Here is a 14,418-nt window from a genome sequence, read left to right on the forward strand (position 1 = left end):
CTATCCTCAACCCAACTCGTGTAAGATGTGGCGCAATTCTACCAGCAATTGCTGGCATGTGACAGAGCTTAAGTGGAATTTTTGAGACTTGTCGCCGTTTATGGCGGCCTGAGTCTTCTGGGGGAATATTTGAGCAAAAAATTGGTACGGTCCGGCGCCATTGTCAGCGTCATGACCTTGATTTCCCGTGTGTTGGGATTAATACGGGATGTGGTAGTCGCCAACTTGATGGGCGCAGGCAGCAGTGCCGATGTGTTCTTTTTTGCCAATAAGATCCCTAACTTTTTGCGGCGATTGTTTGCTGAGGGTGCCTTTGCTCAGGCCTTTGTACCTGTATTGACTCAATATCAGGAGAAAGAGTCCAGCGAAGAAGTCAAAATCTTATTATCAAAGGTTGCCGGTACCTTGGGGTTATTGGTGACAATAGTGACCCTGATTGGGGTTCTGGCTTCGCCAATACTGACGGCTTTGTTCGGTGCCGGCTGGTTTATGGCCTGGGTTAATGGTGAGCCTGACGGCGCCAAGTTTGAACTGGCCTCGTTAATGTTGAAGATTACCTTTCCCTATCTATGGTTTATCACTTTCACCGCCTTGGCCGGCTCGATTCTCAATACCCGGGGCCGCTTTGCCGTTTCAGCTTTTACCCCGGTATTTCTCAATGTTGCCATTATCGCTGCAGCCCTGTGGTTGAGCCCCACCCTTGATAAGCCTGAAATAGGTTTGGCCTGGGGGGTGTTCTTTGGTGGTGTGATTCAGTTTTTGTTTCAAATTCCTTTTCTGCTGCAGGAAAAAGCGTTGGTCAAGCCCTCATGGGGCTGGAATCATCCCGGGGTGGTCAAAATCCGTACTCTGATGATCCCGGCATTATTTGGGGTTTCTGTGTCGCAAATTAACCTGCTGCTGGACACTTTTATCGCCAGTTTTTTGGTCACAGGTTCCATCAGTTGGCTCTATTATTCTGACCGCTTGTTGGAGTTTCCGCTGGGGTTATTTGGTATCGCCATTGCCACAGTTATTTTGCCTGCCTTGTCCAAAAAACATGTCAATGCCGAGGGTGAGGGCTTTGGTCGCACCATGGATTGGGGGATTCGCGCCATTCTGCTGCTGGGTTTACCGGCCATGATGGGGCTGATTGTATTGGCTCAGCCCATGTTGATGGTGCTTTTTATGCGTGGCGCTTTTAGCATTAGTGACGTGGAAATGGCTTCCTATTCTCTGGTGGCCTACGGCACAGGTTTGTTGAGTTTTATGCTGATCAAGGTGCTGGCGCCCGGATATTATGCCCGTCAGGACACTAAGACACCTGTGCGTTATGGCATCATTGCTATGGTTAGCAACATGGGTTTCAATATTATTTTTGCGGTGCCATTTGGGTATGTAGGACTGGCGATCGCCACTTCGCTGTCTGCTTTACTTAACGCCGCCCTGTTATATCGAGGTTTGCACCTGGCTGGTGTATATAGAGTTAGTAGGCAAACTATTATCTTTTTTATCAAGACTTTATTGGCAACAGCGGCAATGGTTTGCCTGCTGATCTATTTTTCACCAGAGCAGGCTCAATGGCTTGAGTGGTCATTTATTGAGCGAGTTAGTCATCTGTTTTCCCTGATACTCGGCGGTGCTTTAGGGTACTTTATGGCACTGGTACTACTTGGGATCCGTCCGTGGCGGCTCAAAGCCCGGAACTGAGGGCTGATTCTGCTGCCGAGCTGTTATATAATCCGCCAATTTACGTTTGAGCAGTCATTGATTTCATGGAACTGATTCGCGGAATACACAATATATTGCCGGCCCATCGCGGTTGTGTGCTGACCATAGGTAACTTTGATGGTGTACACAGGGGCCATGCCGAAGTGATAGCCAATCTGGTCAAGAAGGCGCGTCACTTTGGTTTGCCCGCCACCCTGATGACATTTGAGCCGCAACCGCAGGAACTGTTTCGCGGCCAGGATGCCCCTGCGCGCTTGAGCCTGCTTCGTGATAAGGTCAGGTTGCTTGCTGAACTGGGAATAGACAGACTTGTGTGTGTCAATTTCAATCAAAAGTTTGCCCAAATGCCGGCCAAGGAGTTTGTCGAAGAGCTGCTGGTGCGTAAACTTGGGGTCAAGTATCTGGTGGTTGGTGATGATTTCTGTTTTGGACGGGCGCGTCAGGGCAACTTTGAACTGCTTCGAACAGCCGGTGAACAACATGGTTTTGCGGTAGTCAGTACCCAAAGCTTTTTGGTTGGCGATCACCGGGTCAGTTCCACCATGGTCAGAGAAGCGCTGGCCAAGGGCAATCTTGATCAGGCCAGACGTTTATTGGGACATCCCTATACTCTCAGTGGTAAGGTGGCCCATGGCAAAAAGCTGGGCCGGACGCTGGGGTTCCCCACAGCTAATATTGCTATGAAGCGTAAAGTGGTTCCTGTTAGGGGCGTCTTTGCGGTCAGGCTCTGGTGGGACGGCAGTGAGCAATACGATGGTGTTGCCAATGTGGGTTTTCGCCCGACGGTTCAAGGACAAAACTGCCAGTTGGAAGTGCACCTGTTTGACTTTGACGGTGACCTCTACGGGCGTAAAGTAGAAGTGGAATTAGTGGCCAAGATCCGTGACGAGAAACCGTTCGAGTCCCTTGAGGCACTTAAGAAACAAATAATGAATGACGCTGATGAGGCTCGCGCCTTACTCAGCAATGAAGCAGGCTGAGCTCTCTTAGCTAAATTAATGGTATTAGGATCAATGAGCGACTATAAATCAACTTTGAATTTGCCGGAAACCGAGTTTCCGATGCGTGGTAATTTGGCAAATCGCGAGCCAGAGATGTTGAAACGCTGGACCGAGGAGAATCTGTACCAACAGATCCGTGATAGCCGTATTGGCCGCAAGCTTTTCGTTCTGCACGATGGCCCTCCATATGCGAATGGCGATATTCATATTGGTCACTCAGTTAACAAGATCCTCAAAGATATTATTATCAAATCCAAGACTTTGTCTGGCTTTGATGCGCCTTACGTTCCCGGTTGGGATTGTCATGGTCTGCCGATTGAACTCAAGGTAGAACAGAAAGTGGGTAAGCCAGGGCAGAAAATCTCTGCCGCCGAGTTTCGTGACGAGTGCCGTAAGTATGCCGCCAAACAGGTGGATGGTCAGCGCAATGACTTTATCCGTCTCGGTGTGCTCGGTGACTGGTTTAAACCTTACCTGACCATGGATTTCAGCACTGAGGCCAACATCATTCGCTCATTGGCCAAAGTGATTGATAACGGCCACCTGCACAAAGGGGTTAAGCCGGTGCATTGGTGTACCGACTGTGGTTCTGCCCTGGCCGAAGCCGAAGTGGAATATGAAGACAAGACTTCACCGGCTATAGACGTGGCCTTTACCGCTGCGGACAAGGCTAAGGTTCTGGCCGCTTTTGGTGTTGACGCCTACCAAGCCCAAGTCTCCATGGTTATCTGGACCACTACTCCCTGGACCTTGCCTGCCAACCGCGCGCTGTCTCTGAGCCCGGATTTGGACTATGTGCTGGTAGAGGTAGAGTCTGAAGACGGCGCCAAGCAAGCCGTTATTCTGGCTGAAGCCCTGGTGGAAAGCTGTATCGCCCGTTATGGAGTTAAGAGCCATCAGATCCTTGGTCGTGCCAAAGGTGCCGAGCTTGAGTTGATGCAGTTCCAGCACCCTTTCTATGATTTCAGTGTACCGGCGATTCTTGGCGATCACGTAACCACAGAATCAGGTACCGGTGTGGTACACACAGCACCTGGACACGGTCAGGACGACTTTGTGGTTGGCCAGCAGTATGGTCTGGAAGTGGCTAATCCTGTGGGTGATAACGGCGTTTACAAGGCGGATACCCCGCTGTTTGCCGGCAAACATGTGTTCAAGGCCAATGATGAAATTGTGGCGCTGCTGCAGGAAAAAGGTGCCTTGCTGCACCGCGAAGCTTATCGTCACAGCTACCCTCACTGCTGGCGCCACAAGACTCCTATTATCTTCCGTGCCACACCGCAGTGGTTTATCTCCATGGATAACAAAGGGCTGCGTACTCAAGCTATGGGTGAAATTGAGCAAACCCAGTGGATCCCGGATTGGGGACAGAGCCGGATTGAGAAGATGGTCGAGAACCGTCCTGACTGGTGTATCTCGCGCCAGCGTACCTGGGGCGTGCCTATCACTCTGTTTGTTCACAAGGAAACCGAAGAGCTGCATCCAGACAGCGTGGCCTTGATGGAGCGTGTTGCTCATCGCATTGAGCAGCAGGGCATTCAAGCCTGGTGGGATCTGGATGAGTCTGAGATCCTGGGTGAAGATGCGGCCCAATACCGCAAAGTGACCGACACTCTGGATGTTTGGTATGACTCAGGTTCGACCTTCTCATCAGTGGTTGCCGCCCGCCCTGAATTCCAGGGGCAGGGAATTGACCTCTATCTGGAAGGCTCGGATCAGCACCGTGGTTGGTTTATGTCATCACTGATGATTTCAACTGCCATGAACGGCAAGGCTCCTTACAAGCAGGTACTGACTCACGGCTTTACCGTGGATGGCAAGGGCCGCAAGATGTCCAAGTCTATCGGCAATGTGATTGCACCACAGCAGGTAACCAACAAACTGGGCGCCGATATTCTGCGTCTGTGGGTGGCTTCTACCGACTACAGCGGTGAAATGACGGTATCCGATGAGATCCTCAACCGTAGCGCCGATGCTTATCGCCGTATCCGTAACACAGCCCGCTTCCTGCTGGCCAACCTGAGCGGTTTTGAGCCAGAGACAGACATGATCGCCATCGAAGACATGGTGGCGCTGGATCGCTGGGTGGTGCGCCGCGCTGCCAAGCTGCAGGAAGAGTTGTTGGAAGCCTATGATGCTTACAACTTCCACATAGTGACCCAGAAGCTGATGCAATTCTGCTCGGTTGAATTGGGCAGCTTCTATCTGGATATCATCAAGGACAGACAGTATACCGCCAAGCGTGATGGTCACGCCCGTCGCAGTTGTCAGTCGGCTCTGTATCTGATTGCCGAAGCCATGGTGCGTTGGGTTGCCCCTATCCTCAGCTTCACTGCCGATGAAATCTGGCAGTTGCTGCCGGGTAAGCGTGACGCCTATGTGTTTACTCAGGAATGGTTCCAGGGCCTCAAGGCCGTACAGTTGGACTCAGATCTGAGTGATGAATACTGGGCTCAGTTGCTGCAGGTTCGTGATGAAGTCAACAAGGCGCTGGAGCAGGGCCGCCGCGATAAACTGATCGGCGGCGCGCTGGAAGCCGAGGTAACTCTGTTTGCCGATGCAGCGCTGACTGAAGCTTTGGCCAAACTGGGTGACGAGCTGCGCTTTGTGCTGCTGACCTCCAAGGCTGTGGTCAAGCCGCTTGCCGATGCACCTGCCGATGCCCGTGAAACTGAACTGGCATCACTTAAGCTCTGCGTCGCCAAGTCCGAAGCGGCCAAGTGTGACCGCTGCTGGCACCACAGAGAAGACGTTGGCCAGATCGCTGAGCATCCACTGCTGTGTGGCCGCTGTGTGACCAATATCGAAGGAGAAGGTGAACAACGCCTGTTCGCCTGAGGATAATAAACATGCCCGCAGACTGGAAACAAAGTGGCCTGCGCTGGTATTGGGTGGCTGTGTTGGCTTTTTTGGCTGACCAGCTGTCCAAACAGTGGGTATTGGGTAACTTCAAGCTGTATGAGTCGGTGCAGCTGTTGCCTTTTTTTAATCTGACCTATGTGCGCAACTACGGCGCAGCCTTCAGCTTCCTTAGTGATGCCGGTGGCTGGCAGCGTTGGTTGTTCACCGCCGTCGCCGTCGGCTTCAGTGTGTTGCTGACCGTTTGGCTTAGACGGCAATCGGCTGGATTGTGGCGCCTAAACCTGGCTTATACTCTGGTGATTGGCGGCGCGCTGGGAAATCTTGTCGATCGTCTGATGCATGGTTTTGTGGTGGATTTCCTCGATTTCTACTGGAAAACCAGCCACTATCCGGCATTCAATATCGCTGACTCGGCTATTTGTGTTGGCGCAGTCCTGATCATCTGGGATTCATTTTTCGGCGGTGACAAGGCCGCTTCCAAGCAGAATGAAGCCAAGGAGTAACGCAGATGTCTGATGTAAAATCCCTCTTGTGCCACCTGAATATCCTGCTGGAAGACGGTTCGACCGCCGACAGTACCAAAGCCTCCGGTAAACCTGCCAGGCTCAATATTGGCGACGGCAGTTTGAGCCCGGCGTTTGAAGCTGAGCTCCTTAAGCTGAAAACCGGCGATAATCACAGCTTTACCTTGGCCCCTGCCGATGCTTTCGGCGAGTCCAATCCCGACGCCATTCATCATCTGGATCGCAGCCGATTTCCGGCAGATATGACGCTGGAGCCTGGGGTTATTGTCAGCTTTGCTGGCCCTGGCGGTAGTGAAATACCCGGAATCGTGCGGGAGATAGCCGGTGATTCTGTAACAGTCGATCTTAACCATCCGCTGGCGGGCCATCAGGTGACCTTCGAACTGGAAGTATTGCAGGAGCTTTGATATGTCAGTAGCAAAATCTACCGGTCTTAACATATTGCTGGCCAACCCCAGAGGCTTCTGTGCCGGTGTTGACCGGGCTATCAGCATAGTGGAACGGGCGCTGGAACTCTTTTCCCCGCCTATCTATGTGCGCCATGAAGTAGTGCATAACCGTTATGTAGTTGAAGATCTCAAGCAGCGCGGGGCGATTTTTGTCGATGAACTGGATCAGGTGCCCGACAACAGCATAGTGATTTTCAGTGCCCATGGGGTGTCGCAGGCGGTGCGCAATGAGGCCAAGCGTCGTGGTCTTAAGGTGTTTGATGCCACTTGTCCTCTGGTCACCAAGGTGCATTTGCAGGTGACTCGTGCCAGCCGCAAGGGGATTGAGTGCATTCTTATCGGTCATGCCGGCCATCCCGAAGTGGAAGGCACCATGGGGCAGTACGATAACCCGGAGGGCGGTGTTTATCTTATTGAGTCTCCGGCCGACGTGGATGCATTGCAGGTGAAAGAGCCGGACAACCTTTGCTTTGTTACCCAAACCACGCTGTCGGTGGATGATACCCTGGATATTATTGCCGCGCTGCAGAAGCGATTCCCTTCGATTGAAGGGCCCAGGAAAGACGATATCTGTTATGCGACCCAAAACCGTCAGGATGCGGTACGTAAAATGGCCCAGGATGTGGACTTGCTGATTGTGGTTGGCTCCAAAAACAGCTCCAATTCCAACAGACTGCGGGAATTGGCGCTCAAGTCTGGCACTCAGGCCTATCTGGTCGATAATGCCGATGATGTCGAACGTGAGTGGTTTGATGGTGTCAGCAAGGTTGCGGTTACTGCCGGGGCTTCTGCTCCTGAGGTGTTGGTGCAGCAGGTTGTTGAGGCTATAGCCAAACTGGCGCCGAGCGTGGTGACCGAAGTGGAAGGGCGCAAGGAAGACACAGTATTTGCCGTGCCGGTTGAGCTAAGGTAAGAAACCGCGAGTTTATCGCGCTTATTTAAGCGAACAGCATTTTAAAAAGAGGCTATCTAAGCCTCTTTTTTTTATGGAAAAAATACTTCTTATCAGGCTTGAATTTATTAGCGATGCTTGTTACTGGCGATTTACATTCGACTCAACTATCATTAACAGGTATTATTGTTGCGTTTAGCTAACTATAAGATATTAAAGAACTAATAGGCTGAATTTATTGTCAAAAACATGGCGCTGTCTGGAGATTTGACACCTATGAAAAAACGCAGGGAGGGGTTCTCTCTGATTGAGGTTATGGTAGCGCTCGTCATTTTGGTGATAGGGCTTATCGGGATATTTAATTTACATATAGTCGCCAAGCGCGCCAGTTTTGAATCATTTCAACAGACTCAGGCGGCATATTTTGCCAACGATATCCTCAATCGAATGAAGCTCAATAACAAGGTTTTGAGTAGTTATGAGGGCTCCTATGATGGGGGCGAAACTGCCCCGGCTAAATCCTGCGATGTGGGCCTTGGCGCCACTGTGACCTGCACAGCTGCCGAGACTTTGGCTTGGGATCTTTACCAATGGCAGGAGCTTTTTACCGGCGCTGCTGAAAAGGCAGATAGCCGGAATGTCGGTGGCCTCGATAGCGCCACTGCTTGTCTGACTGTCGATGGCAGTGATGTCACTATCGTGATGGCATGGCGAGGCATTCAGGAAACCGCCGGCACCGCTTATGAAGCGACTGACTGCGGCGATAGCCTGGGGAAGCGTCGGCGGGTTTTTATCCTCAAGACTGTGATTAACCAAGGTTAAGGCGATGAGAGTAACAAATTCAAAGCAGTCGGGCTTTTCTCTGGTTGAGCTCATGGTGGCAATGGTTATCAGCCTGTTTCTGACGCTAGGTTTGTTTGCCATGTTCAGTATGTCTGCCACCAATGTTACTACCACAGGGCAGTTCAATCAGTTGCAGGAAAATGGCCGTATCGCGCTGGCTATCATGGTGCCGGATCTGAGCCAGGTAGGTTTCTTCGGAGATATGACGGGTACAGACTTTGTGCTGGATACCAACACTCGGGTCGATAATACAGTTGGGACAGATTGCTCCGGCGAGGGGCTCAACAACGCCACTCTGCCTAATGATAAACCTGCCCACTTCAGACGTCTTTGGGGCTATGAGGCCGGGGTGAGTACCGGCTCACTGAGCTGTGTCAGTTCAGTGATTGATAGGACAGATGTGATTCAGATTAAACGTCTGGTGGGGCCTCCCGGTACCGGCGGTGGTTTTCGGGTAGCGACAACGGCCAGCCAGGCGGTGTTTTTTAACGATACAGATCCTGGCCTTGAAAACCAAAGGGTGTGGGAATATCAACACCATGTCTACTTTATCAAAGACAACAACGGCGTGCCGGTTCTGACCCGTAAATCACTTTCTAAAAGTGGAATGGATGTGGACGAACCCTTGGTCGAAGGCATAGAGAATATGCGCATTCTCTATGGGTTTGATGAGGATGGTGATGACACAGCCGATAGCTTTATGCCGGTGCAGAGTGTGACGGATCTAATGTGGGATAACCAGCTGTTTCAGCGAATTGTGGCCTTGAGAGTCTTTTTACTGGTACGTTCAGTTGCAGAGGACAAGGCATATACAAATGAGAATACCTATCAAATAGGTGATAAAACAATTACATACCCAAGGCCAGACGAGAATGACAATGTAAAACCTGATCACTTCCGCCGTAAGGTGGTTTCGACCACTGTGGTACTTGAAAACCCGGTGTTGATAAGGAATTAAGTAGATGAAGATAAGGCAGCAGCGGGGAGTTGTACTTTTTTTTGCACTTATCCTCCTGATTATTTTGACCTTAATTGGTGTGGCACTGGCGGTTAACTCCAGTCAGTCGCTGCGTATGGCCGGCGCCGGTGCCGAGCGGGTGGAAGCCAAAGCCTTGGCCGATGGTGGGCTGCAGGCGGTATTGAACGCCAAGAGCCAGGCAGAATTGGCAACGATGACAGCGGTTGATGATGATAATAGTTTTTTGGGTGGTAGTCAGGTTTTGACACCTTTGCCATTGAAGAGTGATGGCACTGTGGACGCCAAGAATGTTGCCTGTCAACGGAGCAGAGCTGCCAGCGGTACAGATCTTATTAAGTGCCGGCGAGTTGAGGTTTCAAGCCAAGTGCAGTATGGGCGGGATAATCTTGGACAACTGACAGTTATCGAAGGGGTTGAGCAGGAAGTGCTTAACGGGAGCGGATCATGAAACTCAAAAAGTGTTTATGCGGTTTGTTGTTTGTGCTGGTGGGCTCTTCCGGGCAGGTTTCTGCCGATGATACAGACCTATACCTGATACCTCCTCCTAATCAAGGGCGAGCCAAGGTGTTGATTATCTTTGATAACTCAGCGTCCATGGATACTATAGAAACAGGAGTGCCAGGTGGGTACGATCCTGACGAAGAGTATCTTCCCGTAGGTTCTTCCCATTCCTATGATGAGCGGTTGATCTACTTTACCGTTGGCTCCGGAATGGATGAAAGCGCATTACCCGTACCGGACAGCCCCTCGGAGTCGCGCCGCTTCAATCAGCTTCTTAATGGTTGCGCTGTAGCCCAAGAAGCTCTGGATACTTATGGTCGTTTTACCGGTTATATCCGGGAGTTTGTGTTTTCCGGCAACGGCGCGGGTACTTGGCAACCTATTAAGGAAAACAGTGGTGCAGAAAGGAACAACCCGATTGATTGCTGGGAAGATATTGCAGGAGGTAAAGCAAGCAATAATGACGTGTATCCTGATGGCTACCCACAAAATAGCGTTGGAAATAATAAAAATTATCAGCCATATGGTGGTACAGATGCTGCGGCGTTGGAAAATGCTGAAAAACTTGGCTTCAATCAAGGTGAGTTGGTAACCCTCTACACAGATAATTATCTACGTTGGTATACCCGCTATAAGAACGATTTACTGGATGATGTTCAGGATCTTAGCCGGTTGGATATTGCAAAAACTGCGATTTCCGGGGTGATTAGCTCTATGCCGTCGGTTGATTTCGGCCTGGCAGTATTTAATATGAATTATGATGTGGAAGGGCAGCGAGATGGCGGCCGAATCATTGCCGGTATTCGTAATCGCACCGCATCACAGAAAGACGTTCTGCTTAATACAATTGAAAATCTACCGGCTGAAACCAACACTCCACTTTGTGAAACTTTGTTTGAAGCCTATCAGTATTTCAGTGGTGGCCCCATTACTTTTGGTCATAGTGACTTTAAGTATGATGGGAATGGCATACATTACACTCCTAATCGACCCCCATACGATATAAATGTAGAGGATAATGGTAGTTACCTGTCTCCAATGAGTGTTTGTAGTGATATTGCTTATATCATTTATATTACCGATGGTGTGCCTACCTTGGATGCTTCGGCTAACGATAAGATTACTTCTCTTGTCAATGAGGCGAATGACGAGGGAAATTACTTTCCTTATACTTTCATAGGTAATAATGGCGAAGAAATCAGCTATCTGCCGGCGTTGGCCAGCTATATGGCGCATAACGATATACTGCCGGATACGGAAAAGTTTCAACGGGTGGTGACTCACACTATAGGCTTTGCGCTCGAGGAAGGTTCTGCCGCTGAGCCTTTGCTGGAAGAGACGGCCAGGAGAGGTAACGGCCATTATTATACCGCCAACAGTGTGGCCGATTTGCAGCAAGCCTTCAGTAATGTGCTTGACAGTATCACGGATGAAGGCCAAAGGTTTTCGGCGCCCGGGGTGGCCTTTAGTAATGCTGACCCAACTCGGACCCTGGACTCAGCTTATTATGCGCTGTTTCGTCCATCTCAAGGACCCAGATGGGTCGGCAATTTGAAAAAGTTAAAAGTTAATCCCTCAGGGGTTTTGATAGATGCCAATGGTGAAGCAGCCATTTCAAAAACAGGTGGTATTTCTGATTCGGCCTGTAGTCTATGGAGTAGCTGCTCTCCGGACCCTGATGGTAACGATGTACAGGAAGGCGGGGCGGCCAGAACCATAGTGCCTGATAGCCGTACTATCTACAGTAACATCAAGGTAGGTGGTGACCTGGCAATTTTGAGTAAGAACCAGGCTTCCAGCTATGCCGGTGGTGACATTGACTTGTTGGCCCATATGAACATGAGTGTGGCCGCCGGTACTGAAAGCGCTGAGCTTGAAAAAGCCTTTGAGTGGATCAAGGGGAAAAATGTCGATATAGATGAAAATGACGAGTTTACCTCTGACGATTATAATGGGGTTCGCGGCGATATCATGGGTGACCCCATGCACTCGCAACCACTAGCCATTGATTTTAGTAGCGGTGATAGCACCAATGTGCGCATTTTCGTTGGCACCAACCATGGTATGTTGCATGCCTTTAAAGATACAGGTAGCAGTGTTGAAGAGAGTTGGGCCTTTATGCCCTATGAGTTTCTCAGTAATGTGCAGGAGCTCAGGGATAACAGTTATGCCAATGGCCACAGTGTTTATGGCATAGATGGTTCGCCGGTTTCCTATTTGGAGCGCAATGAGTCGGGTGTTATTACCAAGGCCTGGCTATTCTTCGGTATGCGTCGGGGCGGGAGTGCTTACTATGGCTTCGATGTTACCGCACCGGATTCACCTATACTGATGTGGCGGATTGACAGCAGTAGCGCCGGTTTTGCAAACTTGGGACAAACTTGGTCGACACCTGTTGTGACTAAGGTGCCGGGGTCAGATAACCCTGTAGTGATCTTCGGCGGTGGTTACAATCTGGGCTATGACGCCAACACAGGCAGTAACTCAGATGGCCGCAATGTGTACCTGGTCGATGCCGAAACCGGGAAACTTCAGCATAGTTTTGGTGTTGATGGCAACACGGCTTTGACCGGCATAGAGCACAGTATTGCCGGTTCAATTGCCACCCTCGATAGCAACAGCGATGGCGCAACTGACAGGCTGTATGCCGCAGACCTTGGCGGTAATGTCTGGCGCATGGATATGCCCTCTGAAAATACCGCCAGTTGGAGTGGCTTTAAGTTTGCCTCTTTGGGAGGTGCGCTGGCTTCTTCTGATCGTCGTTTTTTCTATGAACCAGTGGTTGCTCAGACGGTATTTACCAATGTCACCCAGGTGACAGTGACAGATGCTGATGGTAATACCAGCACGACTACGGCCTATCAAAATGTACCTTACGATGCTGTGACTTTGGGCAGTGGTAACCGGGCCTCACCTTTGGACAGCGCCGTGGAGGATATGTTCTTTGTGCTACAGGATCGTCATGTGGTGACCAAGACTTTTGGCGGCTCCGGCGCGACTGTTCCTAGTCCCATTACCTTGACCAACCTCTATGACGTGACATCGGCGGCTCCGAGCAGCGACAGTGAGAATATTGAATTTGGTACCAAGCTGGGTTGGTTCCGTAATTTCTCCATTGCCGGGGAAAAGAGCCTGTCGCCTTCGGCCATTATTAAGGGTGACGTTTATTTCACCTCCTTTGTACCCGCGCAAACAACACCGGAAACTGCAGACAGTTGTCTTATCTCCTCGACTGGGCGTTTATACCGCTATGATCTGCATAAAGGTGGGCGTTACAACTATGAGTTTTTGGAAGTGTGTGAAGATTGTATTCCTCAGCCGCCCAAAATTATTACCCCGCCCAAAGATCCTGATGATCCGGATAATCCGGACAATCCAGATGCTGCCTTGATTATTGGTCGCGGTGAGTGTGATGAAACCGGTGAAAACTGTTCAGGTACAGTGGCATTGGAGACGGGTCTGACTACCAACAAGATTTATTACCATGTAAATGAGTAGGATAAGAGATGAAAAGACCAGCGGGTTTTACCCTGATAGAAGTCATGATCACTGTGGTCATTATCGGCATACTGGCGTCTATCGCTTATCCATCTTATGTGCAGTACATTGCCAAGAGTACTCGCTCCGAGGCTCATGCGGCCTTGATGCGACTGGCCAATCTGCAGGAGCAATACTATTTGGATAATCGCACTTATGCCACGGATATGACCAAACTGGGGCTCAATGCCAGTCCCTTTATTACTGAGAGTGGTCATTACAGTATCGCGTCAACCGGCACAGCGGATTTCACCCTGACCGCAACGGCACAAGGAGCGCAGGCCAGCCGCGACAGTAAGTGTAAAACGCTGACCTTGACCGATGCCGGGATTAAAAGTGGTGCTTCAACGGAGTGTTGGAAATGATTAGATCAATTAAATATGGTTTGCTCCTGCTGCTGCCCGGTATGCTATTTACAGCCCAAGCCGCCGATCGGCAGGATGTTAAGTGTCACTTGATTACCAGTAAGGGAGAGCAAATCGCCTTTTATCGCTGGGACTTGGACAAGCAGCAGCTATTTATGGCACGTTTGAGCGGTAAGTCGTTAAAGGATGCCCGCGGTAAGCGTTACTTTATCAGGGAAGCCAGAGAGTGTGTGTTGCTCAAGGAAGCATTCAGCTCTGAGAAGGCCCGTAAGTTGGATGAGATGACTCTAAGATAACTTTCCCTAAGTCATGACACTTGAGCTTGTTCGGGTTAACAGCAATAGGCTCGTAATAGATCCTTCCAGGTCACTATACCGACAATTTCGCCGTCTTCCAGTACCGGCAGTGAACCTATATCTTTCTCCAATAAGAGCCTGGAAGCCTGCGCCAGGCCTACGTGGGGCGCAACGGTTACAGGGTTACGGCTCATTACTTGGTGTGCCCGCTTATTGAGGGTTTCCAGATCTCTGCTGCTGGCGGTATCGCTGCCAAGGTTGGGGCTTAAGGCTCGCAGCAGATCGCGCTCGGACAGGACGCCTTCCAGCTTGCCTTCATCATTCACTACCAGTAAGTGATGAAAGCCTGCATGATGAAATATCTCTTTGGCCACACTCAGGCGATCGTCCATTTCCACTGTGACAACCCGGGTGATCATGATATCGGCGATGCAGAGCTGCATAGGGATCCTCCATAAC

General features: G+C 50.5%; 13 protein-coding genes. 12 read left to right on the plus strand and 1 reads right to left on the minus strand.

Annotated features, from left to right (window positions below):
- The first annotated feature begins 129 nt into the window (after positions 1-129).
- The 12 genes from murJ (at position 130) to CX651_RS08585 (ending at position 13,959) form a co-directional block, all read left to right on the plus strand.
- The gene (gene murJ, locus CX651_RS08530; RefSeq protein WP_101055598.1) at positions 130-1,689 is read left to right on the plus strand and encodes a murein biosynthesis integral membrane protein MurJ; all 1,560 of its coding nucleotides are present in this window, start codon (positions 130-132) and stop codon (positions 1,687-1,689) included.
- A gap of 65 nt (positions 1,690-1,754) precedes the next feature.
- A complete protein-coding gene (ribF, locus tag CX651_RS08535) occupies positions 1,755-2,690 on the plus strand; it encodes a bifunctional riboflavin kinase/FAD synthetase (RefSeq protein ID WP_039034885.1) in 936 nt (311 codons plus the stop codon).
- Between the two features lie 33 nt (positions 2,691-2,723).
- Positions 2,724-5,549, plus strand: coding sequence for an isoleucine--tRNA ligase (gene ileS, locus CX651_RS08540; protein WP_101055522.1), 2,826 nt, complete (start codon positions 2,724-2,726; stop codon positions 5,547-5,549).
- An 11-nt stretch (positions 5,550-5,560) separates the two neighbouring features.
- On the plus strand, positions 5,561-6,076 hold the full coding sequence (gene lspA, locus CX651_RS08545) for a signal peptidase II (RefSeq protein ID WP_101055523.1): 516 nt from the start codon (positions 5,561-5,563) through the stop codon (positions 6,074-6,076).
- Between the two features lie 5 nt (positions 6,077-6,081).
- Positions 6,082-6,504, plus strand: a complete 423-nt coding sequence (gene fkpB, locus CX651_RS08550; protein ID WP_025887209.1) for an FKBP-type peptidyl-prolyl cis-trans isomerase — start codon at positions 6,082-6,084, stop codon at positions 6,502-6,504.
- Between the two features lies 1 nt (position 6,505).
- Positions 6,506-7,459, plus strand: a complete 954-nt coding sequence (gene ispH / locus CX651_RS08555; RefSeq protein ID WP_039034882.1) for a 4-hydroxy-3-methylbut-2-enyl diphosphate reductase — start codon at positions 6,506-6,508, stop codon at positions 7,457-7,459.
- 255 nt (positions 7,460-7,714) lie between these two features.
- Positions 7,715-8,260 (plus strand): type IV pilus modification protein PilV, encoded by a 546-nt coding sequence (gene pilV / locus CX651_RS08560; protein WP_101055524.1) that lies wholly within the window; start codon positions 7,715-7,717, stop codon positions 8,258-8,260.
- A gap of 4 nt (positions 8,261-8,264) precedes the next feature.
- On the plus strand, positions 8,265-9,239 hold the full coding sequence (locus CX651_RS08565) for a PilW family protein (protein WP_101055528.1): 975 nt from the start codon (positions 8,265-8,267) through the stop codon (positions 9,237-9,239).
- Positions 9,240-9,249: 10 nt separating this feature from the next.
- The gene (locus tag CX651_RS08570; protein WP_039034932.1) at positions 9,250-9,708 is read left to right on the plus strand and encodes a PilX N-terminal domain-containing pilus assembly protein; all 459 of its coding nucleotides are present in this window, start codon (positions 9,250-9,252) and stop codon (positions 9,706-9,708) included.
- Positions 9,705-13,259 (plus strand): pilus assembly protein, encoded by a 3,555-nt coding sequence (locus CX651_RS08575; RefSeq protein WP_101055529.1) that lies wholly within the window; start codon positions 9,705-9,707, stop codon positions 13,257-13,259. The genes CX651_RS08570 and CX651_RS08575 overlap by 4 nt, the downstream gene beginning before the upstream one ends.
- Positions 13,260-13,267: 8 nt before the next feature.
- The gene (locus tag CX651_RS08580) at positions 13,268-13,663 is read left to right on the plus strand and encodes a type IV pilin protein (RefSeq protein ID WP_101055530.1); all 396 of its coding nucleotides are present in this window, start codon (positions 13,268-13,270) and stop codon (positions 13,661-13,663) included.
- The gene (locus CX651_RS08585) at positions 13,660-13,959 is read left to right on the plus strand and encodes a TapY2 family type IVa secretion system protein (RefSeq protein ID WP_101055534.1); all 300 of its coding nucleotides are present in this window, start codon (positions 13,660-13,662) and stop codon (positions 13,957-13,959) included. The genes CX651_RS08580 and CX651_RS08585 overlap by 4 nt, the downstream gene beginning before the upstream one ends.
- A gap of 35 nt (positions 13,960-13,994) precedes the next feature.
- Here CX651_RS08585 and CX651_RS08590 read toward each other — a convergent pair whose 3' ends face one another.
- Complete coding sequence (locus CX651_RS08590; protein ID WP_071477011.1) at positions 13,995-14,402, minus strand: CBS domain-containing protein; 408 nt, start codon at positions 14,400-14,402, stop codon at positions 13,995-13,997.
- Positions 14,403-14,418: the final 16 nt, after the last annotated feature.

It is taken from the genome of Shewanella chilikensis, from assembly GCF_002836945.1.
Taxonomy (GTDB): Bacteria; Pseudomonadota; Gammaproteobacteria; order Enterobacterales; family Shewanellaceae; genus Shewanella; species Shewanella chilikensis.

Bases quoted from the DNA above. Each gene is read 5' to 3' on its own strand.
- pilV (WP_101055524.1), top strand. From the start codon at position 7,715: ATGAAAAAACGCAGGGAGGGGTTCTCTCTGATTGAGGTTATGGTAGCG.
- CX651_RS08575 (WP_101055529.1), top strand. From the start codon at position 9,705: ATGAAACTCAAAAAGTGTTTATGCGGTTTGTTGTTTGTGCTGGTGGGC.
- lspA (WP_101055523.1), top strand. From the start codon at position 5,561: ATGCCCGCAGACTGGAAACAAAGTGGCCTGCGCTGGTATTGGGTGGCT.
- CX651_RS08585 (WP_101055534.1), top strand. From the start codon at position 13,660: ATGATTAGATCAATTAAATATGGTTTGCTCCTGCTGCTGCCCGGTATG.
- fkpB (WP_025887209.1), top strand. From the start codon at position 6,082: ATGTCTGATGTAAAATCCCTCTTGTGCCACCTGAATATCCTGCTGGAA.
- CX651_RS08580 (WP_101055530.1), top strand. From the start codon at position 13,268: ATGAAAAGACCAGCGGGTTTTACCCTGATAGAAGTCATGATCACTGTG.
- ileS (WP_101055522.1), top strand. From the start codon at position 2,724: ATGAGCGACTATAAATCAACTTTGAATTTGCCGGAAACCGAGTTTCCG.
- CX651_RS08590 (WP_071477011.1), bottom strand. From the start codon at position 14,402: ATGCAGCTCTGCATCGCCGATATCATGATCACCCGGGTTGTCACAGTG.
- ribF (WP_039034885.1), top strand. From the start codon at position 1,755: ATGGAACTGATTCGCGGAATACACAATATATTGCCGGCCCATCGCGGT.
- CX651_RS08565 (WP_101055528.1), top strand. From the start codon at position 8,265: ATGAGAGTAACAAATTCAAAGCAGTCGGGCTTTTCTCTGGTTGAGCTC.
- ispH (WP_039034882.1), top strand. From the start codon at position 6,506: ATGTCAGTAGCAAAATCTACCGGTCTTAACATATTGCTGGCCAACCCC.